Here is a 17745-nt window from a genome sequence, read left to right as displayed (position 1 = left end):
ATGGCCCACATCGTCTGGTTCCTGGCCCCGTTGACCTGCCTGCATTGTGGCGCGCATGCAGGCGAGCAGGAGACGCGACTGCATACCTCGGATCTCCATCGCGACCCGGAGAGCATCAGCGTCCGGCCGGGAGAGCTCCTGGAAGTAGGACTCCAGGAGTTCGACGACGCATATCTCAAGCTTCGAGCCCCCGTCGGAACAGAGGACGTTCGCGCGCTCGAACAGTGGGGTTGCCGGGTATGTCACTGGGCTCAGTGGGCGCGCATCGTCTTCCGATACGTGGACTCGGAGCACTATCGATTCATCTCGGCGGAGACGGTTGCCTTGACTCCGGAGGTGGTGCGCGATGCGCACTTCATCTCTCGCCACCTCGACTGGTGGGTGGAGACGCATCCTGGGGAGGAGCTGGAGCGCGTCCGCCCACTCATCAAGCACCTGCTCTCCTGAAACGAGTCGGCGCACGTGCCAGCGGAAACACGGCCCCTGGAGCTCGACGGATTCGTGTTCAAGTTTCCCGGCCACTCCCTCCGTCTCCGGAACGTCGTGGCCGCAGCCGATGTCACCGGCTTCGCGACGGCCCTGGATGCCATCGACGTGCTGCGCGCGGGATGGGAGCCACTCTCCGCCGAGACCGTCTTGACGTGTGTCGCCCCGGAGGGCACCGAGGACTGGCTCTCCGGTGCGCTCGCGTGCTGTGGTTGCGAGAAGCCTGACTGGAAGCCTGAGTGGCGGGAGCTTCGCTTCGATGCCCCTGGAGCGCGACGAGCAAGGCACCTGGCTCAGTGGCCCTCGCGACCCTGCCTTCGACCAGCCTCCATTGGCCGTCCACCTCTTGCAGCGCTGGCAGGCACTCACTCTCATCCTCACCGCGAACTACAGCTACTGGCTCGAGGATGGAGAGCCGTCCGCCCTCCGCTTCAAGGCGGCGCTGGAGCGACTGAAGGAGCTGGGCTGGGAAGAAGGCTGAACCCCGTGTTCGTCGAGCGCGCCCCGCATCACGCGGGGCGCGGTTCGTCGTCGCCATGGGCATCGAGCGGGAGTTGCCGTCACCGCATCAGTGGCGTGCTGAAACGATGACGGAGTCCGGAAGCACGCGTGCGATTCGCGCGGCGGGACTTCCAGAGGATGGCGTCCTCTCCTCACACGGAGGTCGCCGTCATGCCCCCCACCCTTCCTCGCATCCTGTGCGCCGTGCTGGCCCTGTCGGCCCCACGAGCACTTGCCCAGAGCAGCACCTTCGTCGGCACCGTCATCAATGCCGTGAGCCGTCATCCCGTCCCGGACGTCGTCATCACCGCGACCTCGCCCAACCTCGAGGGTGAGCAGACCGTGGTGACGGACGCACAGGGCAACTACCGCATCCCCCGGCTCCCACCCGGGGTCTACACGCTGCGGTTCGAGAAGGAGCAGTACAAGCCCTACGGTCGCTCCGACATCCAACTGCGCCTGAACCGCACCCGCCGCGTCGACGTGGAGCTGATTCCCGAGGGAATGCTCGGCGAGGTGGCGGCGCCTTTCGGCACGACACCGGAGCTCCACGCGAGTTCGACGGCCACGGGTGTCACCGTGGACCAGGAGTTCGTCAAGCGCATCGCGGTGTCCCGTTCCAGCGCCTCCTCGCCTGGCTCCGTGGGCAATGCGTCCGGTGCGGCCACGAGCGGGTCGACCTCGCCGGAGAACGGCTACGTGGTGGACGGCCTCTCGTTCGCCTCGGCATCACCATCCCTGGAGCAGGCCGCCCGCGTCCACGGCATCTACTCCAGCGTTCCACCGATGCAGCCCATGTCTCCGGCCCCGTGGCCCCAACCCGTGTCCGTGCCTTCGTACTCACCGCCTCCGCCACGGCTCATGCCCATCAACGGGGCCCGCTTCTTCGACATGTACTTCAAGGGCTACGGCGTGAACCCCACGGTGAACACCGAGGAAGAGCCCTTCTCCACCTTCTCCGTCGACACCGACACCGCCTCGTACGCCATGACGCGTGCCTACCTGGAACGCTCGGCGTTGCCGGACGAGGCCGCCGTGCGCGTGGAGGAGTTCGTCAACACGTTCGACTACGGCTACACGCACCCAGGCAACGCGCCCTTCGGGCTCCACGTCGAGGGCTTCCCGTCTCCGGTCCGCAAGGGCTACCAGGTGCTGCGCATCGGCATGAAGACGCAGGAGGTGGCTCAGTCCCGACGAAAGCCAAGCCACCTCGTCTTCGTCATCGACACCTCCGGCTCCATGGGAGGTGAGTCGCGGCTCGGGTTGGTGAAGCGCGCGCTGCGGCTGCTGGTGGATGCGCTGGATGAAAGAGACCGCGTCTCCCTCGTCGACTACGGCACCGACGCCCGACAGGTGCTCCCGCCCACGAGCATCGCGGACAAGTCCCGCCTCCTGTCCGCCATCGATGGGCTCGAGGTCGATGGGTCCACCAACGCGCAGGCCGGCATGGAGCTGGGTTACCGCATCGCCGCGAAGCACCTGATTCCGGGCGGCATCAACCGCGTCATCCTCTGCTCGGACGGCGTGGCCAACAACGGCGTCACCAGCGCGGACGGCATCTGGGCCCGTGTGAAGGAGCACGCGTCCCGAGGCATCACCCTGTCCACCGTCGGCTTCGGCATGGGCAACTACAACGACGTGCTGATGGAGCGGCTCGCGCAGGTGGGCGAGGGCCAATACGCCTATGTCGACCGACTCAAGGAGGCCCAGCGCATCTTCGTGGAGAACCTCGGCGGGACGCTCCAGGTGGTCGCCAAGGACGTGAAGCTCCAGGTGGAGTTCGACGAGAAGTCCGTCTCGCTCTACCGCCTGCTCGGCTACGAGAACCGGATGCTGACGAAGGAGCAGTTCCGCGACGACGCGGTGGACGCGGGTGAGGTGGGCGCGGGCCACGCCGTCACCGCGCTCTACGAGGTGAAGCTGCGCCCGTCGGCGGAGCGCGTCGGCACGCTGCGCATCCGCTACAAGGCGCCCGAGGGGGGCGACTCGAAGGAGCTGGAGCTGCCACTGCCGCTCACCTCGCTGCGCCCCAGCTTCGCGAAGGCAGCACCCGCCACGCGCCTGGCCTATGTGGCGGCGGCCTTCGCGGAGAAGCTCCGCGGCTCGTACTGGACGCGTCCGCTCACCTACGAAGCCCTGGCCGAACTCTGGGACGGCGTGGGCGCGCCGCTCGCGAAGCGCGAGGACGTCCAGGAGCTGGGCCAGCTCATCCGCAAGGCCGCCGACCTCGACAAGCGCAAGGACCGCTTCGAGGAGTTCGCGCCGCGGGACGCCATGGACTTCGACCGTCCCCCCGCGCCCCCCGAGTCGAAGACCGCCGATACACCGGAGACGCCCCCCACGCCGTAGCGTCAGCGCGCCCCCTCCTCCCCTGGGAGTTGGGGCTGCGCGTGCCCCGAGCGCAGCTCCAGGTAGCGACGGATGAGGCGCAGTCGGGCGCGCTCGAACCGCGCGCCGTCATCCGGCACCGCCCACGCATGCGGAATCAACTCCGTGGCCACGCGCCTGGCGAAGGCCGGGTCTCCCGCGTCGCTCACGCGCTTCAGCCACTCGTAGTCCTGGAGCCCCTGCCGGATGAGCTTGAGGCGGATGGACGGCAGGGGAATCGCCGTCGTCCCTCCGATGACCGAGGGCAACCCGGGATAGAAGAGCGTGCCGTCGCCGTTGCCGTTGAAGCGGAACTGCGTCGTCCAGGCGGTCGAGAGCAGGCCCACCGTCTGGTAGTACAGCTCGCCCCGCGCGCCCATGATGAAGTCCAGCCACTGCATGCCGCGCGCCTTCGCAGCGGAGCGGTCGACCATGTACGAGGGCCAGCCCTGCCCCGGTCGATTCTCCGGAGGCGGTGGCTCTCCAGCGGCACAGCCGTGGCTCATGCAGCTCTGGTACAGCCAGAGCTCGCGGTTCGGACGCGAGAGGAAGGCGTCGTACTTCGGCCGCTGGTTGCCCTCGTAGGGGGGCTGGGTGCCGTCGATGAAGTTCACCAGCACCGTGAGGACGTCGATGTCGTCCAGGGGGCCATGGGCCTCCACCTCCGTCACCGTGGCGGTGAGGAACGTGCGCAGGTCCGGGGCCGCCGAGCGCGTCAGCCGTGCCCGCTCGGCCACGGCCTCCCACGAGGTTCCATAGGGCGGCTCGTCGCCCACGTAGTCGAAGGCGCGGCCCAACCAGCCGCGCGCCCGGGCCTCCAGCTCGAAGGTCGAGAGGTCCGGCGCGGTGGCGGGCCCGAGGTACTGGAGGCTCGTCATCCGTGCGCCAGGCAGCCGGTTCGGCGCCGAGCCCTCCAGGAACGGGCCCCAGCGCTCGGCGAAGGTGTCGTAGTCCGGCAGGTCCCAGGTGGGCTGGTCCGGGAGCCGGGGGAACGCGCTCGCCAGGGTGATGCGGTGCTCCAAGGCCAGCCGGTGGAACTGCTTCAGCAGGTACACCTGCGTCTGTGCGGGACAGCTCGGGTCCCCCGTGAAGGCCCGACACACATGCGGCGGCCAGAGGAGGAAGGCCGTGCGCAGCGACGAGGTGCTCGGCAGCTCCGCGTCGACCACGGTGAGCGTGACGAGCACGTGCTCCCGGAGCCCCTGCCCCATCACCTCCACCACGCCCAGGTACAGGCCCGGGGATGCGTCCGAGGGGACTCGCACGTCCACCCAGATGGCGCGCGACTCACCCGCGGGCACGTCGAAGGGGAAGGCCGCGCGTTGCTCGCCCACGACCTCGTCCACGTCGGGGATGAGGCCATCGGGCCAACGCCCCGGCTCCGTCCCCGGTGGCGTGGGTTGGGTGATGTCCAGCAGCGCCTCGCGATAGAGGAGGAGGTTTCGCGCGTCGATGCGGCGGTGGAGTCCTCCGACCAGGGCGGGGAAACGGGCCGACACGTTGCGCAGCCCCTGGGCACCACCGTGGAGGGCCACCTGGAAGGAGAGCCACTCTCCCCTGGCGCCGACGAGCGGCACGACGGAGTCCCTCCGGGGTGTTGTCTGGGGACGGACCTTCACCATCGCGCTCTCCGCCCAGACCGCATGGGAGAGGGATTGGGCCGAGGCAGACACACTCGACAGCAGCAGCAACAGGACCGCGCCACGCGTGAGCAGACTCATGGCGACGAGGGTAATGACGCACTCGCGACTGTCTGCCATTCCGGCGGCGAGCAGACGGCCTCACGTTGAGAAGCCATCACATGCGGCCGCGGTGGAAGCGGGGCGTCATGCGGAAACCGTGATGAAGCGACGAGGCCCGCGTGACGTTCGCGGCATGGACCTCCAGGAGGATGGCGTCATCTCGTGACTCCACCGGGGTGGTCCATGTCGAAGCTCGTCGCGTCCTTCCTCCTCTGCCTGCTCGTGATGTTCGTCACCGTGCCCATCCTGGCCCAGGCAGAGGCGCCCCAAGCCACGCCCCCCGGCGTGTTCATCGGGACCATCATCGACGTGGCGACCCAGCAGCCCATCTCGGACGTGGCCGTCATCGCGACCTCACCGGAGTTCCAGGGCGAGCGCGCGGCCGTCGCGGATGCGCTGGGCCGCTACCGCCTGCCCCTGCTCCCCGCCGGCACGTACACGCTGCGCTTCGAGCACCCGGATTACGACACGTACTCGCGCTCGGACATCCTGTTGCGCGCCAACCGGACCGTGCGCGTCAAGGTGCAGATGCGCCACCTGCCGAAGCCCGTGGAGCAGGTCGCGAGGTAGCTCGCTCGCGGCGTGGGCCTCGTGATGAATCCATGATGGAACCACGAGGCCCTCATGTGACGGAGGAGGTGCTCCTCGGGGGACGCTCCGTCGTGACGAGGTGACCCTCCCGATGCGCTTTGCACGAACCGCACGCTGCTACGCCCTCTGGTTGTCCGCGGTCCCGGTCCTGGCACGGTCGGACGGAGGAGCCGGGAGCGGCATCCTCATCGGCACAGTCATCGATGCACTGAGTCGACAGCCTGTCGGCGACGTGGTCATCACCGCGACCTCTCCCGCGTTGATGGGGGAGCAGGTCGTGGTGACGGACGCGGCTGGGCGCTATCGGCTGCCGCGACGACCTCCTGGCCTCTACACACTCCGGTTCGAGAAGGAGCAATATGACCCGCTCGTTCGCGCCGACATCCTGTTGCCCGTCAGCCGCACGGTTCACGTGGACATCGAGCTGCCCCCCGGCAGCATTGGAGAGGTCTACGACTTTCACTGCGGCCGCGAATCCACCATCGATGTCTCCTCCAGTGGCACGAGCCTCTACGTGGACCACGAGTTCATCAAACGAATCGCGGTCCGGTGACACGGTGATTCATGTGTACGCGGGATGCCGCATCACACCTTGCCCGAAGGAGCCTCCCATGAAGCACCTCTTCGCCGTCGCACTGTGCATCACGACCCTCTCCGCCTCCGCGCAGGCATACGAGCCATCCGGAGACGAGGTCCCCAAGACTGGGACTCTCTTCGGTACCGTCATCGACTCACAGAGTCGACAACCCGTGGCGGATGTCATCGTCACGCTGAACCAGACGCGGTCCTCGGAGGCCGTGTACGCACGAACCGATGCTCAGGGAAGCTTCCGTTTTCCCCAGGCACCTGCGGGCACCTACGTCCTCCGCTTCGAGAAGGAGGAATACAAACCCTACGCCCGCTCCGACATCCTGCTCCGCGCCCACCGCACGGTCCGCGTCAACGTCGAGTTCCTCCCCGAATATCTCGGGCAGGTGGTCCTCCTCAGAGGGGATCCACCCGTCGTCGACCTGGGGTCCACCACCCAGGGAATCAAGCTGGACACCGAGTTCATGCGCCGCATCCCCATCCGCTGACACTGCGGCACGAAGAGAGCCCCGCCAGGGTCTCCCTCTTCCACGTCACCACGTGCATCACCCTGGCGCTGTGGGCCACCTCCGCCTCCGCGCAGCCGGACACGAGCGCCGAGCCCCGGAAGACCCCTCGTCCCGGCGCCATCGTGGGCACCGTCATCGACGTCAGGACCCGAGAACCCGTGGTGGACGTCGTCGTCTCCGCGCGCGCCCCAGGGAGCGACCGGCAATGGATGGCCGTCACGGACGCCAAGGGGGATTACCGCCTCCAGGACGTTCCCCCGGGCCACTACACACTCCACTGGGAGAAGGAGGTGTACGAGCCGCATGTCCTCTCGGACGTCCAGCTCCGCCCAGGGAGGAACCTCCGCATCCAGACCCGGCTCTACACCCGCTTTCGCTACCCACCCCGCGTGGAGCTGTTCACCGACTCACGCGTCGTGGACATGTCTTCCAGCAGCACGGGCATCCGCGTGGAAGCGAACTTCATCCGGCGCGTCCCCCTGCGCTGAAGGAGACGCGCCTGGCCCCGCTCAGTCCGCCAGGGGCATGCCCCAGTCGGGCTGGCCGCGCTCGCCCGTCACCCAGCGATACACCTCCACCACCTGCTCCGCCTTCGCCTTCCAGGTGAAGTGCTTGAAGATGCGCTCCCGCGCGCGCTCACCCATGGGGCGGATGACGGACGGGTCCGCCGCCAGCTTCGTCAACACGTCGCGCACGCCCGCGACAATCTGCTCCGGCGTCCCGATGGGAACCGTGAACCCCGTCGCGGGGCTGACGATCTCCCCCGGCCCGCCGTAGTCCATCACGATGGGCACCAACCCCAGCGCCATCGCCTCGCACACCACCGCGCCGCCGAACTCGCGCACGCTGGGGAAGCCGAACACGTGGTTCTTCGCCAGCCGCCCCTGCAGCTCCTGGTGCTTCACCCACCCGGCGAACGTCACCCCGGACTCGATGCCCTCCCGCGCCGCCTGCGCCCGGAGGTTCGGCATCTCCTGCCCGTCGCCGATGTACTCCAGCACCACCTTGCCCTCGCGGATGAGCGGCGCCGCCGCCTCCATCAGCATGGCCATGCCCTTGTACGGCACGAAGCGCCCCACGAACGCCACCCGCAGCGGCAGCTCCACCGGCCCCTCCGACTTCGCCGAGCCGAAGCGCTTCGGGTCGATGGCGTTCTCCGGCACGTACACCGTCTTGTGCTGCCACGGCTCCGCCACCTGCCCCCGCGTCGCCCGCGAGCCCGTGATGATGGCCGACGCGTTGTCCCGCGTGGACTTGTAGAAGGGCATCAGCTTGTACGCGTCCCGCACGTAGCTCAGCCACTCCTTCTCCCGCCGCCGCGCGCCCCCGAAGCCCTTGGGCCACGGCAACCCGCCGTTCAACGGCCCCATCACGAAGGGCACCCCGGCCGCCTTGCAGCGCGCCGCCAGCGTGCTCGGCGTCGTCGGGCTGATGGGCGTGTAGCGGTGCACCAGGTCGAACTCGCGCGCCTTGATGCGCTCACCGAAGCGGCGCCACAGCACCTCCTCGAAGTAGTAGTACGGCAGCACGCTCAGCGCCGTGGCCGTCGTCCAGCCGACACCCGCCGTGCCCCGCAGCAACTGCCCCACCTTGTCGAGCGGCTTCTCCACCGGCGTCGAATCCAGCGCCGTGAACTGCGAGCCCTCCTGCACCCCCTGCTTGAGGATGTTCTCCCGGTTGCGGACCTGGGTGACCAGGTGGACGTCCGCCACCTCGGCCAGCGCCCGGTAGAGCGACCAGCCCTCCAGCGGGACGCTGACCCAGTCGGGGTTGCACAGCTCGGCAATCAGGAGGACGCGGGGTCTGTGAGCAGGCATACGTGTGCCTTCACATCTATCCCAACCCGCCGTCCAGATGTAGCCTCCACCCGCCGTGACGTACGCCCCGGACCGCCCTCCCTATCTGCGCTTCGTGGCGCTCCTCGGCTTCCTGGTGCTGGCCACCGTGGGTGGGGCCGCCATCCATCCCGTGGTCGCGATTGCCCCAGTCCTGGCCGTCGCGGTGGTGTGGTTGGTGACCAAGGTCCCCGTCCGCTACCCGGTCATGGCCGTCACCTACCTGGTGCTCGCGGTGGACTACGTCCCGGAACGGCCCCAGTCCGGCTTCTGGCCCTCCCCGCTGTTTCCCCTGGGCGAGCTGATGTTCGCCCAGCTCAGCTACATCACCAAGATCGGCGCCCTGCGCTTCCCCCTGGTCGACGTGCTCATCGTGGGCCTGCTGGGCCTGGCCATCTACCGGCGGGTGACGAAGTCCCCCATCGACCCGCCCACGCTGCCCATGCCCCGGCCGCTGGTGGGCGTGGTGGCGCTGTCGCTCATCGCCATCCTGTTCATGGAGGTGCGCGGGGTGCTGCGCGGCGGGGACGTGAAGAACTCCCTGTGGCAGTGGCACCAGGCCGCGATGATGCCGTTCATCGTGGCCATGTTCCATTACGCCCTGCGCGGGCCCCAGGACTGGCCCCTCTTCGCGCGCACCGTCATCGCCGCGGGCCTCACCAAGTCCGCCGTCAGCGTCTACTTCGGCGCCGTCGTCGTGCCGTCCATGGGCGTGTTCGTCGAGTACACGACCTGTCACTCGGACTCGATGACGTTCAACTTCGCGCTGCTCGTCGCCACCATGCGCTTCCTGGAGACGCCCAAGAGCGCCCACGCGGTGCGCGGGTTGGTGCTCATCCTCCTCATCTTCCTGGGCATGATGTACAACGACCGGCGCCTGGCCTACGTCAGCTTCGTGGGCTGCCTGCTGGCCGGCTACCTCATCACCCCGTGGCCCGCCCTCAAGCGCACCTTCACCCGCAGCATGGTGCTGATGGCCCCGCTGGTGGTCGTCTACTTCGCCGTGGGCTGGAACTCCCACAGCGGCGCCTTCGCCCCCGTCCACAAGGTGCGCACGCTCATCGACGGCGAGGGCGGCGAGGGCAACCTGGACTACCGCGACATCGAGAACCTGGACGTCATCGCCACGTGGACGCAGTTCCCGCTGCTGGGCACCGGCTACGGCCACGAGTTCCTGGAGCCGATTCCGCTGCCCAACATCGCCTTCGTGTTCCCGCAGTACCGCTACCACCCGCACAACTCGCTGCTGGGGTTGTTCGCCTTCGGCGGGATGCTGGGCTACACGGGCGTGTGGATGTACCTGGTGGTCACCGTGTACCTCGCGGTGCGCTCGTACCACCGCTCGAACGTCAACGAGTACCGGGCGGCGGCGCTCATCATCGTGGGCTCCGTCATCTGCTACATCAACCAGGTGTTCGGGGACATGGGCATCATCTCGTACATCTGCACGTTCATCACGTCGCTGTGCGTGGTGGGCTCCGGGAAGCTGGCCGTGGCCACGGGCGCCTGGCCCATGCCGAGCACCACGCTGGTGCACGGCGCGCCCACCGCCCCCGTGCCGCCGCCCGGCGCCATCGTCTACCCCAACGAGGACGACGTCCCCGCGCGGGCGAAGCAGGCCTGAGCCGGGTTAGAGCAGCGTGCCGCGGAGGATGAGCTCGGCGGTGGTGAAGTAGATGACCAGGCCGCTGACGTCCACGAGCGTGGCGACGAAGGGCGCGGACGCGCTCGCCGGGTCGAAGCCGAGCCTGCGCAGGATGAACGGCAGCATGGAGCCGGACAGCGTGCCCCACGTCACCACGCCGAGCACCGCGAAGCCCACGGTGAAGGCCACCAGCGTGGCGTGCTCGCCGTAGCTGTGGAACAGGTGCTCCCACAGGAGGATGCGCATCAGGCCCACGCTCCCGAGCACCGCGCCGAGCACCAGCCCGGAGGCCAGCTCCCGCCGCAACACGCGCCACCAGTCGCGCAGGCGCACCTCCGCCAGCGCGAGCGAGCGGACGATGAGCGTGGAGGCCTGGCTGCCGGAGTTGCCGCCGGAGGAGATGATGAGCGGGACGAAGAGGCTGAGCACCACCGCGCGGGCGATCTCCGCCTCGTAGCGGGACATGGCGGTGGCGGTGAGCATCTCCGACACGAAGAGGATGAGCAGCCACCCGGCGCGCTTCTTCACCATGGTGAGGAAGCCCACCTCGAAGTAGGGCGCGTCGAGCGCCTCCATGCCGCCCACCTTCTGGATGTCCTCGGTGGCCTCCTCCTGGACGACGCTGACGATGTCGTCCACGGTGACGATGCCCTTCATCCGCCCCTGCGCGTCCACCACGGGGATGGCCGCGAGCGCGTGCTCGGAGAACAGGCGGCTGACGGCCTCCTGGTCGGTGTCCTCGGACACGGTGACCAGGTCCGTGCGCATCAGGTCGCGCACCAGCTTCCCGGGCGCGGCCTGGAACAGCTGGCGCAGCGAGACGACGCCCAGCAGGCGCTGCTCCGAGTCCAGCACGTAGCCGTAGTAGACGGTCTCCACCTGCTCGCGGGCCTGCTTGCGCAGGTAGCCGAGCGCCTCGTCGATGGTCGCCTCGGGCCGCACGCGCGCGAAGCGCGGGTTCATCAACCCGCCGGCGGCGTCCTCGGCGTAGGCCATGAGGACGAGGACCTCGCGGCGGAAGGTGTCGTCGAGCAGGGCGAGGTAGGCCTCGCGCTCGTGCGTGGGCAGCCACTGGATGACGTCCGCCGCGTCGTCCGGGGGGAGCAGGCGCATCCAGGTGCGGCGCTCGCCCGGCGTGAGCGTCTGGAGCAGGCCCGACTGGTCCATGGAGGACAGGGACAGGAAGAAGTCGTCCGCGCTGGCGGCGGGCAGGAGGCGGAAACCTTCCACGCGGTCACGCGGCTCGAGCACGGGCCACGCGTCCCGCAGTTCGTCCTCCTGGATGCGCTCCGACTCGGGGACCATGCCGCGCCCCTCCACGCCCGCGGGCCGGTCAGCGGCCTCGCCTGTGCCGCGCGTTCAATCACGGCGCCCGGCGGCGGGAAACCTCAAAAGGCACCCCCGCACGTCACGGCCGCGGGAACGTGGACTGCCGGGCAGGGAAGGCCGGGAAGGCGGCGCTCCCTGCATGGAAGCGGACGGCTCAGGGGAGGACGCCATCGCCGATGCGAGACGGCTTCACGAATCGAAGGGGCCTTCTCTCACGGCAACCGGTCCCGCAGCTTCAACCACTCCTGGAGCGCGCTGTCGTCGCGAACTCTCGGAGTCTCGGTGATGTTGCTCAGGACGCTGAGCGAGTTCTTGATGTTGCGGAGCTCGCGCACCGTCTCGATGGGAACCCCACGAAGGTCCATCGACGCAAGGCGAGAGGCTTCGTCGAAGGAGATGCGAGCGCACTTGCGGACCCACTGCACGAGGACCTCAGGGTCCAACACGGGGTCGCCGCGCTGCGCACCGAGTTCACGAATCATCCATGCACGCAGGTTCATTGCCGAGAACCAGAACGTATTGGCGGGGTCCGCGGAGTCGTGACTCGCCAGCGCTTCGTAGACGTGCAGGGCGATGTTGGCCCATGGGAGGTCTCGCTCCTTGCGCGCACGCGCGGCCGCGGTGAATGCGAATCCGTCCCAGTTGAAGGGCTCGCCATCCACCAGGGCACCGACTTCCCGACCTTCCAGCCAAAGAGCGACGTCTTTGGCTGGCCACGTCACGAGGACTCGCGAAGCATCGATTGAAGCGCCCATGGCCCCTCGAGTCTACGTCACGGGAAGATGATGCCTACCTTCGCGAAGGCCTGGCGACCGATCTCCAGCGCCTTGGCGCTCACGGCAGGCGGTGCGCGAAACAGGTAGTGCCCGCTTCGAGGGGTGATGAGGGTGCCCATGCGCATGGAACCATGAATCGCAACATCCGCTTCACCAGCAGCCAGAACGGGGTTACCTCCGCTCCCAGGGGCTCGTTGAGCCACCCCTGTGAGCCCGGAAGCGAGCCCACGGCGCCACGGGGTCCGGATCCAGCCTCTGGGCCCCTCAGCACCCGTGGGCGACGACGCACACTCGACGCGAGGACGCGGCCGGGCGGCGAGCTGCGCTCGTGCTTCGAGTCACGGACGCATCAGGGCACGTGGGCGACGACGCCCACCGGACGGGCCGCGGCGGGTGGGGGATTCGCGGCGACGTGCTCCAGCTCCAGGTCGATGTGCTTCGCCTCGGGGATGGCGCGGCGGATGTCGGCCTCGATGGCGTCGACCTCCTCGCTGAGGGCGCGGATGAGGTGGGCAGCGAGGCCATGGAGTGCCTGGGGCTCGCGCGTGGGCGGCAGGCCCGAGGCGGGCAGGGCCTCCGCGAGCCGCGTGGCGACGAAGGCCTCGCTGAAGCGGATCTCCGCCTTGAAGGTGAAGGTCTCCGGGGTGAGCTGGCGGGTCTTCACGTCGTGCACGTCGGCGACGCTGCCCCGGGCGAGGACGACCTCGACGAAGCGGCGCTCGGCCGTCTCCGGCGCGGCGCGGCCCAGCAGCAGGGTGCGGTTCTCGACGACGAGGTAGATGGCGACGAAGCCGAGCAACAGGCCCACGGTGATGGAGGCGACGGCGTCCCAGACGGGGTTGCCGGTGACGTGGGCCAGGAGGATGCCAGTGGTGGCGAGCACGAGGCCGAGCACCGCGGCGCCGTCCTCCAGGAGGATGGCCACGGCGGCGGGGTCGGCCTTCTCGCGCACGTAGCGGGCGAAGGGCATGCCCTGGGCGGACTTCAGCATCCCGCGCACGGCGAACAGGAGCACGCCGCCCTCCACGAGGAAGGAGAAGCCGAGCACCGCGAAGGTGACGACGCCGACCTCCGCCACGTGCGGGTGCAGGAGCGACTGGATGCCGTGGTAGACGGTGACGCCGCAACCGACGAAGAAGATGCCGGAGGCGGAGAGGATGCCGAAGATGAAGCGCTCTCCGCCGTAGCCGTAGTGGAAGCCCGCGTCGCGCTCGCGTGAGCCGCGCTTGAGGCCCAGGAACAAGAGCACCTGGTTGCCCGTGTCGGCCGCCGAGTGGATGGCCTCCGACAACATCGCCCCCGAGCCGGACAGCAGGAAGGCGACGAACTTCACGAGGGTGACGAGGAGGTTGCCGCCCAACGCGGCGATGACGGCACTGACGGACGAAGCAGGCGCGGCCATGGGTCCTGATGGAGTGGGTGTGGACCGGACGGTATCACGCGCAGGACGCATGAGCGGGCCGGCGAGCCCTAGACCTCCGTGAACTTCATGCCCGTGGCGCCCAGGCGCTCCAGCGCCTGCTTGAGGTCCTCGGAGACGATGAGCGGTCCGAGCCATCCCTCCACCCGAAAGACGTGGGCCTGACCGACGCGGCTCGGGTCGAGGTGCAGGTCACGGACGGACGCGTACTGGCCGACCTTCTCACCTCCGGCAGCCAGAACCGTACTCGCGAGGCGGACTCGTCGAGACAGGGGAAACGACGGGTCGCAACCAGGATGCAGTACTGGTCGGGCTGGCCATCGATGCTCACGGGCAGGAGTTGCACCTCGTCAGGCGCCAGTCCCAGGAACACGGGAACCGCTCGAACATGAATGACGGGGATGCTTGTTCCCGCCAACGTGAAGTCGAGAGGCCGCCCTGGCTCGTCGATGGGGATGCGCAATCCCTGGGTCTCGGAGATGGGACGGCCCTCCGTGAACTGCCATACGTCGCTCAGTTCGCGCGCCCCGCCATCCCTGGGGTCGGCGAGGTGCCACCGCCCCGGGGCATCGACATCGTCGTGCAGTTCGAAGTACCGGCGGTGCATGAGCAGGTTCTCTAGCGCAGCGGAGTCTGGGCGACGAGCAGGTTGAGCTCCGTCCCTGGGGTCGAGACCTCCCGCCCCAGCTTGGCGAGCATCGCTCGAAGCGCCCTGCGACAGTTCTCGACGGTCCGGCATCCACGCGTCGCCGCTTCCAACTCCTGGTAGATGATGCGGTGATATCGCTCGGGATGCGGCCCCGCGTGCCCCTTCACCGGCACGATGTCCTCCGGGTCCTTCAGCTCCATCCCCGCCTTCTTGAACAGGTTCCGGAACCTCGGCGTCCACGGCCCTCCCCTCGCCGTCGACACGCTGTTCTTGTCCGTCGCCAGGTGGTTCGCGTCGTCGAACAGCCCGTGGCCATCACGGGCACGCCGGGCATTCCAGCAGCGGACTCCGACACGTCACCTCGTCAGGAGGGGACCCACAGAGGATGAGGTGAAGGCCCCGCGTGCGGGCGACCTCAGGCTGTGGTTGTCGCGCCGCGAGGCCGCGGGCCCTTCCACAGGGCAAGCGCCAATACCGTCAACACGAGCCCGCCCGTGCAGACCACGGAGGCCTCGAGGCCATAGTCGCCACCCGTGAGCCACACCGGCATCCCGTTGAACACCGGCTTCCACATGCCGCCGAGGTCATTGCCGCTGACGCCGAACCCCAGGCAGTTCATCAACCAGTTCCATCCCAGATGGACACCGACCGGCAGCGCGAGGCTCGTCGTGCGCACGTAGCACAGCCCCAGCATCAGCCCCGCCAGGAACGTGTTCACCATCGCCAGGGTCCGCATGAGCGCGGACATCTCCCCGCCGAACGGATGCGCGAGGCAGAAGACCAGCGCCATCAAGCCCTGCGCCCACCAGCTCCCGACGCCCCGGATGAGCCGCTGGAAGAGGTAGCCACGGAACAGCAGCTCCTCGAACAGCGCGACACCGATCATCATCCACGCCGCACGCCCGATGACACCCAGTCCCGCGTTCGGAGTGCGCGCCAGCGAGAACCCTCCCGCGAGCCACACCGCGCCCACCACGAGCCCCAGCAACACCACGCCGCCCAGCGTCCCCACCGACACCTCGCGGCCCCACCGCCCATCCAACTTCAACCCCAGCGACGCCAGCGGCTCCCGCTCCAACCGCACGCACACCCAGCTCGCGAACAGCGTCCCGATGAAGGCCCAATGCGGCTGCGGCAACGCCCGCCGGACCTCCACGGGCAGCAGGCTTCGCACGAAGAACGCCCCCGCGACCATCGCCACGGTGAGCACGAAGCAGCCCAGCATCTTCCAACCGTTGCGCACACCACCGCTCGCGTCACGAAACACGGACCGCATGAGGATTCCTCTCAATGTCTTTCGGAGACCCGCGGCAGGAAGTCACCGCACCTGGCACACTGCGCCATCACCGCGTCGATTGCTTGCGCGCTTTCTTTCGCGATTTCTCCAGACGTTCCCGCGACTCCGCGATGCGCGCGCCGAAGGACTTCGTCTCCAACGCGTGAATGGCGGCGTCGAGCACCTCCGACAAGGGCGCCGGCAGCTCCGCGTCCAGACGCTCCGCCGCGTCCGCCGTCGCCGCCCACCGCACCCGCAGCCAGGGCACCAGCGCCCGTCCCGAGTCCGTGAGTCGAATCAAGCGCTGGCGCGCGTCGGAGGGCCCCGGCTCCGAGGAGAGCAGCCCCTCCTGAACCATCAACGCCACCGTCTGCGTCGCCGCGGGCTGCGTGATTCCCGCCGCCATGGCGATCTGCCCGACCGTCGACGGCTCCTGCTCCAACAACGCCCGCATCACCGGCGTGAAGCGCGGCCGATAGTCGTTCCCATCCGCCGCGTACGTCGCCTCCACCGCGCCATCCAACAGCTCCAACAGATGCCGGAGTCGCGTCCCCAACCCTCTCTCCATCCAGCACTTATATAAGCACGAATATAAAGTGTCAAAGGAGTGGGTTCCCGGAGGCCTTACGCCCCAGGCCCACGTCATGATGAAGGCTTCACCCGACGCCCGAGGTCGATGGAGCGAGGTTCCCGCCCTCACACCCAACCCACCAAACCCGAGGACGCGGGCACCCCGCGCCCCCCGCCCTGGAGGCACCTCCCGCCGCGCGCCGCTCAGACCACCGCGCGCTGGAGCATCCGCGCCAGCATGTCCGCGCTGCGCTCGCTGCTGAACGTCGTCTCCACCTTGCGACGCCCCGCCTCGCCCAGCCGCGCGGCCTCCTTCGCGTCCTTGGCCACCAGCTCCAGCTTCTCCGCGAGCACCTGCGGCTGCTGCGGCGGCACCAGGATGCCGTCCACGCCGTCGTCCACCAGCTCCGGCACGCCGCCCGCGCCCGTCACCACCACCGGCACGCGCATGGCCATGGCCTCCATGATGGCCACACCCAGCGGCTCCTGGAGGCTCGCCAGCGAGAAGATGTGCGCGCGCTCGATTTCGCCCCGCACCTTGTCCTCGCCCACCGCCCCCAGCAGCGTCACCGCGTCGCCCAGCTTCGTCTCCGCGAGCTTCGCCTCCAGCACCTTGCGGTACGTCGTCCCGCCCGCCTCGTCCTCGCCCGCGATGGCCAGCCGCGCGTCGATGCCCTTCTGCCGCAGCAGCCCCACCGCGTCGATGAGGTCCGCGTGCCCCTTGCACGGGTTCAGCCGCCCACACGCGAAGATGCGCAGCGGCCCCTCCCCCGTCCACGCCGAGTACGGCACCGAACGGTTGAACTTCGCCAGCTCCACGCCCATGGGCGCCAGCTCGATGCTCGACGGCAGGCTCCCCGCCAGCTCGTGGTTCACCTCGCCCAGCAGCTTCTTCGTGATGACGAACGCGAACTTCGCGTGCCGCCACTTCTCCCGCTGGTTCGGCCCGTAGTCGTCCAGCGGCCCGTGCAGCGTCATGCTGTACGACAGCCCCGACAACAGGTTCGCGAACATCGCCACGTGCGCCGCGTTCGCACACGAGTGCACGTGCACGTGCGTCCACCCGCGCTCCCGCGCCAGCGACGCCAACCGCCCCCCCATCACCGCGAAGGCCAACAGCTGCGCCCGCCCCTTGGCGTCCAGCCCCTCCGCCCGCGCGATGGAGAGCAGGCACCGCGCCCACCCCGTGGGCATCGCCCGCGCCACCTCCGCCGCCGCCTTCACCATGCCCAGCGGCCCCGGCGGCGCCAGATATTCAGTACGCGACATCGCCTCCCGCGCCCAACTGTGGGAGATGATGCGCGCCGGCGGCGGTCGCGTGGACACCAGCTCCGGCGTCACACCCTTCCCCGGCAGCGCCTGCAACTCGCGCCAGAAGAAGATGTGCGTCTGTCCGGGGAACTCGGGGATGAGATAGCCAATCTTCTGCACACCCCTCCCATAACACGCCCGACCCCACGC

The 17745-nt window shown here is 68.8% G+C and carries 18 protein-coding genes and 1 pseudogene; 8 read left to right on the top strand and 11 right to left on the bottom strand.

Going from position 1 to position 17745, the window contains the following annotated elements; translation table 11 throughout:
* The 3 genes from LZ198_RS29620 to LZ198_RS29610 all read left to right on the top strand — a co-directional run bounded on the left by LZ198_RS29620 (nt 1) and on the right by LZ198_RS29610 (nt 3336).
* Complete coding sequence (locus LZ198_RS29620) at nt 1-447, top strand: hypothetical protein (protein ID WP_253975456.1); 447 nt, start codon at nt 1-3, stop codon at nt 445-447.
* A gap of 298 nt (nt 448-745) precedes the next feature.
* Complete coding sequence (locus LZ198_RS29615) at nt 746-967, top strand: hypothetical protein (protein WP_253975455.1); 222 nt, start codon at nt 746-748, stop codon at nt 965-967.
* A gap of 191 nt (nt 968-1158) precedes the next feature.
* Complete coding sequence (locus tag LZ198_RS29610) at nt 1159-3336, top strand: YfbK domain-containing protein (RefSeq protein WP_253975454.1); 2178 nt, start codon at nt 1159-1161, stop codon at nt 3334-3336.
* A gap of 2 nt (nt 3337-3338) precedes the next feature.
* Here LZ198_RS29610 and LZ198_RS29605 read toward each other — a convergent pair whose 3' ends face one another.
* The gene (locus tag LZ198_RS29605; RefSeq protein ID WP_253975453.1) at nt 3339-5075 is read right to left on the bottom strand and encodes a DUF4091 domain-containing protein; all 1737 of its coding nucleotides are present in this window, start codon (nt 5073-5075) and stop codon (nt 3339-3341) included.
* Nucleotides 5076-5279: 204 nt separating this feature from the next.
* Here LZ198_RS29605 and LZ198_RS29600 point away from each other — a divergent pair, with 204 nt between their 5' ends.
* The 4 genes from LZ198_RS29600 (at nt 5280) to LZ198_RS43000 (ending at nt 7272) form a co-directional block, all read left to right on the top strand.
* Entirely contained in the window at nt 5280-5666 is a 387-nt protein-coding gene (locus LZ198_RS29600) for a carboxypeptidase-like regulatory domain-containing protein (RefSeq protein ID WP_253975452.1), read from the top strand.
* A gap of 112 nt (nt 5667-5778) precedes the next feature.
* Nucleotides 5779-6240, top strand: a complete 462-nt coding sequence (locus LZ198_RS29595) for a carboxypeptidase-like regulatory domain-containing protein (RefSeq protein WP_253975451.1) — start codon at nt 5779-5781, stop codon at nt 6238-6240.
* Between the two features lie 58 nt (nt 6241-6298).
* On the top strand, nt 6299-6763 hold the full coding sequence (locus LZ198_RS29590) for a carboxypeptidase-like regulatory domain-containing protein (RefSeq protein ID WP_253975450.1): 465 nt from the start codon (nt 6299-6301) through the stop codon (nt 6761-6763).
* A 143-nt stretch (nt 6764-6906) separates the two neighbouring features.
* Nucleotides 6907-7272 (top strand): carboxypeptidase-like regulatory domain-containing protein, encoded by a 366-nt coding sequence (locus tag LZ198_RS43000; protein ID WP_323383014.1) that lies wholly within the window; start codon nt 6907-6909, stop codon nt 7270-7272.
* A 21-nt stretch (nt 7273-7293) separates the two neighbouring features.
* Here the strand turns inward: LZ198_RS43000 and epsH are convergent, their stop codons facing one another.
* Nucleotides 7294-8601 carry an exopolysaccharide biosynthesis glycosyltransferase EpsH gene (gene epsH, locus LZ198_RS29580; protein WP_253975448.1) on the bottom strand — a complete coding sequence of 436 codons (1308 nt, stop codon included), beginning with the start codon at nt 8599-8601 and terminating at the stop codon, nt 7294-7296.
* 55 nt (nt 8602-8656) lie between these two features.
* On the opposite strand from epsH, the gene wzy reads away from it, so the two are divergent.
* Nucleotides 8657-10243 carry an exopolysaccharide repeat unit polymerase gene (gene wzy / locus LZ198_RS29575; RefSeq protein WP_253975447.1) on the top strand — a complete coding sequence of 529 codons (1587 nt, stop codon included), beginning with the start codon at nt 8657-8659 and terminating at the stop codon, nt 10241-10243.
* 6 nt (nt 10244-10249) lie between these two features.
* On the opposite strand, the gene mgtE is transcribed toward wzy, so the two are convergent.
* The 9 genes and pseudogenes from mgtE to epsE form a co-directional block, all read right to left on the bottom strand.
* On the bottom strand, nt 10250-11569 hold the full coding sequence (mgtE, locus tag LZ198_RS29570) for a magnesium transporter (RefSeq protein WP_253975446.1): 1320 nt from the start codon (nt 11567-11569) through the stop codon (nt 10250-10252).
* A gap of 236 nt (nt 11570-11805) precedes the next feature.
* On the bottom strand, nt 11806-12348 hold the full coding sequence (locus tag LZ198_RS29565) for a hypothetical protein (RefSeq protein ID WP_253975445.1): 543 nt from the start codon (nt 12346-12348) through the stop codon (nt 11806-11808).
* Between the two features lie 17 nt (nt 12349-12365).
* Nucleotides 12366-12494, bottom strand: coding sequence for a hypothetical protein (locus tag LZ198_RS42995; protein WP_256560005.1), 129 nt, complete (start codon nt 12492-12494; stop codon nt 12366-12368).
* Nucleotides 12495-12718: 224 nt separating this feature from the next.
* Entirely contained in the window at nt 12719-13771 is a 1053-nt protein-coding gene (locus tag LZ198_RS29560; protein ID WP_253975444.1) for a cation diffusion facilitator family transporter, read from the bottom strand.
* A gap of 68 nt (nt 13772-13839) precedes the next feature.
* Entirely contained in the window at nt 13840-13980 is a 141-nt protein-coding gene (locus LZ198_RS43495; protein WP_323383025.1) for an imm11 family protein, read from the bottom strand.
* A 427-nt stretch (nt 13981-14407) separates the two neighbouring features.
* Nucleotides 14408-14734, bottom strand: a pseudogene (locus tag LZ198_RS29550) (AHH domain-containing protein); the annotation flags it as partial.
* Between the two features lie 119 nt (nt 14735-14853).
* On the bottom strand, nt 14854-15714 hold the full coding sequence (locus LZ198_RS29545) for a CPBP family intramembrane glutamic endopeptidase (protein ID WP_253975442.1): 861 nt from the start codon (nt 15712-15714) through the stop codon (nt 14854-14856).
* 67 nt (nt 15715-15781) lie between these two features.
* Nucleotides 15782-16270, bottom strand: coding sequence for a MarR family winged helix-turn-helix transcriptional regulator (locus LZ198_RS29540; RefSeq protein WP_253975441.1), 489 nt, complete (start codon nt 16268-16270; stop codon nt 15782-15784).
* Nucleotides 16271-16488: 218 nt separating this feature from the next.
* Nucleotides 16489-17715 carry an exopolysaccharide biosynthesis GT4 family glycosyltransferase EpsE gene (gene epsE, locus LZ198_RS43490; RefSeq protein ID WP_253975440.1) on the bottom strand — a complete coding sequence of 409 codons (1227 nt, stop codon included), beginning with the start codon at nt 17713-17715 and terminating at the stop codon, nt 16489-16491.
* Nucleotides 17716-17745: the final 30 nt, after the last annotated feature.

The sequence above is a fragment of the Myxococcus dinghuensis genome (assembly GCF_024198235.1).
Lineage (GTDB): Bacteria > Myxococcota > Myxococcia > Myxococcales > Myxococcaceae > Myxococcus > Myxococcus dinghuensis.
Note: the sequence above shows the minus strand (reverse complement) of the source record. Positions and strands in the feature narration are given on the sequence as shown.

Bases quoted from the DNA above. Each gene is read 5' to 3' on its own strand.
- LZ198_RS29620 (WP_253975456.1), top strand. From the start codon at position 1: ATGGCCCACATCGTCTGGTTCCTGGCCCCGTTGACCTGCCTGCATTGT.
- LZ198_RS29615 (WP_253975455.1), top strand. From the start codon at position 746: ATGCCCCTGGAGCGCGACGAGCAAGGCACCTGGCTCAGTGGCCCTCGC.
- LZ198_RS29610 (WP_253975454.1), top strand. From the start codon at position 1,159: ATGCCCCCCACCCTTCCTCGCATCCTGTGCGCCGTGCTGGCCCTGTCG.
- LZ198_RS29605 (WP_253975453.1), bottom strand. From the start codon at position 5,075: ATGAGTCTGCTCACGCGTGGCGCGGTCCTGTTGCTGCTGCTGTCGAGT.
- LZ198_RS29600 (WP_253975452.1), top strand. From the start codon at position 5,280: ATGTCGAAGCTCGTCGCGTCCTTCCTCCTCTGCCTGCTCGTGATGTTC.
- LZ198_RS29595 (WP_253975451.1), top strand. From the start codon at position 5,779: ATGCGCTTTGCACGAACCGCACGCTGCTACGCCCTCTGGTTGTCCGCG.
- LZ198_RS29590 (WP_253975450.1), top strand. From the start codon at position 6,299: ATGAAGCACCTCTTCGCCGTCGCACTGTGCATCACGACCCTCTCCGCC.
- epsH (WP_253975448.1), bottom strand. From the start codon at position 8,601: ATGCCTGCTCACAGACCCCGCGTCCTCCTGATTGCCGAGCTGTGCAAC.
- mgtE (WP_253975446.1), bottom strand. From the start codon at position 11,569: ATGGTCCCCGAGTCGGAGCGCATCCAGGAGGACGAACTGCGGGACGCG.
- LZ198_RS29565 (WP_253975445.1), bottom strand. From the start codon at position 12,348: ATGGGCGCTTCAATCGATGCTTCGCGAGTCCTCGTGACGTGGCCAGCC.
- LZ198_RS42995 (WP_256560005.1), bottom strand. From the start codon at position 12,494: ATGCGCATGGGCACCCTCATCACCCCTCGAAGCGGGCACTACCTGTTT.
- LZ198_RS29560 (WP_253975444.1), bottom strand. From the start codon at position 13,771: ATGGCCGCGCCTGCTTCGTCCGTCAGTGCCGTCATCGCCGCGTTGGGC.
- LZ198_RS29545 (WP_253975442.1), bottom strand. From the start codon at position 15,714: ATGCGGTCCGTGTTTCGTGACGCGAGCGGTGGTGTGCGCAACGGTTGG.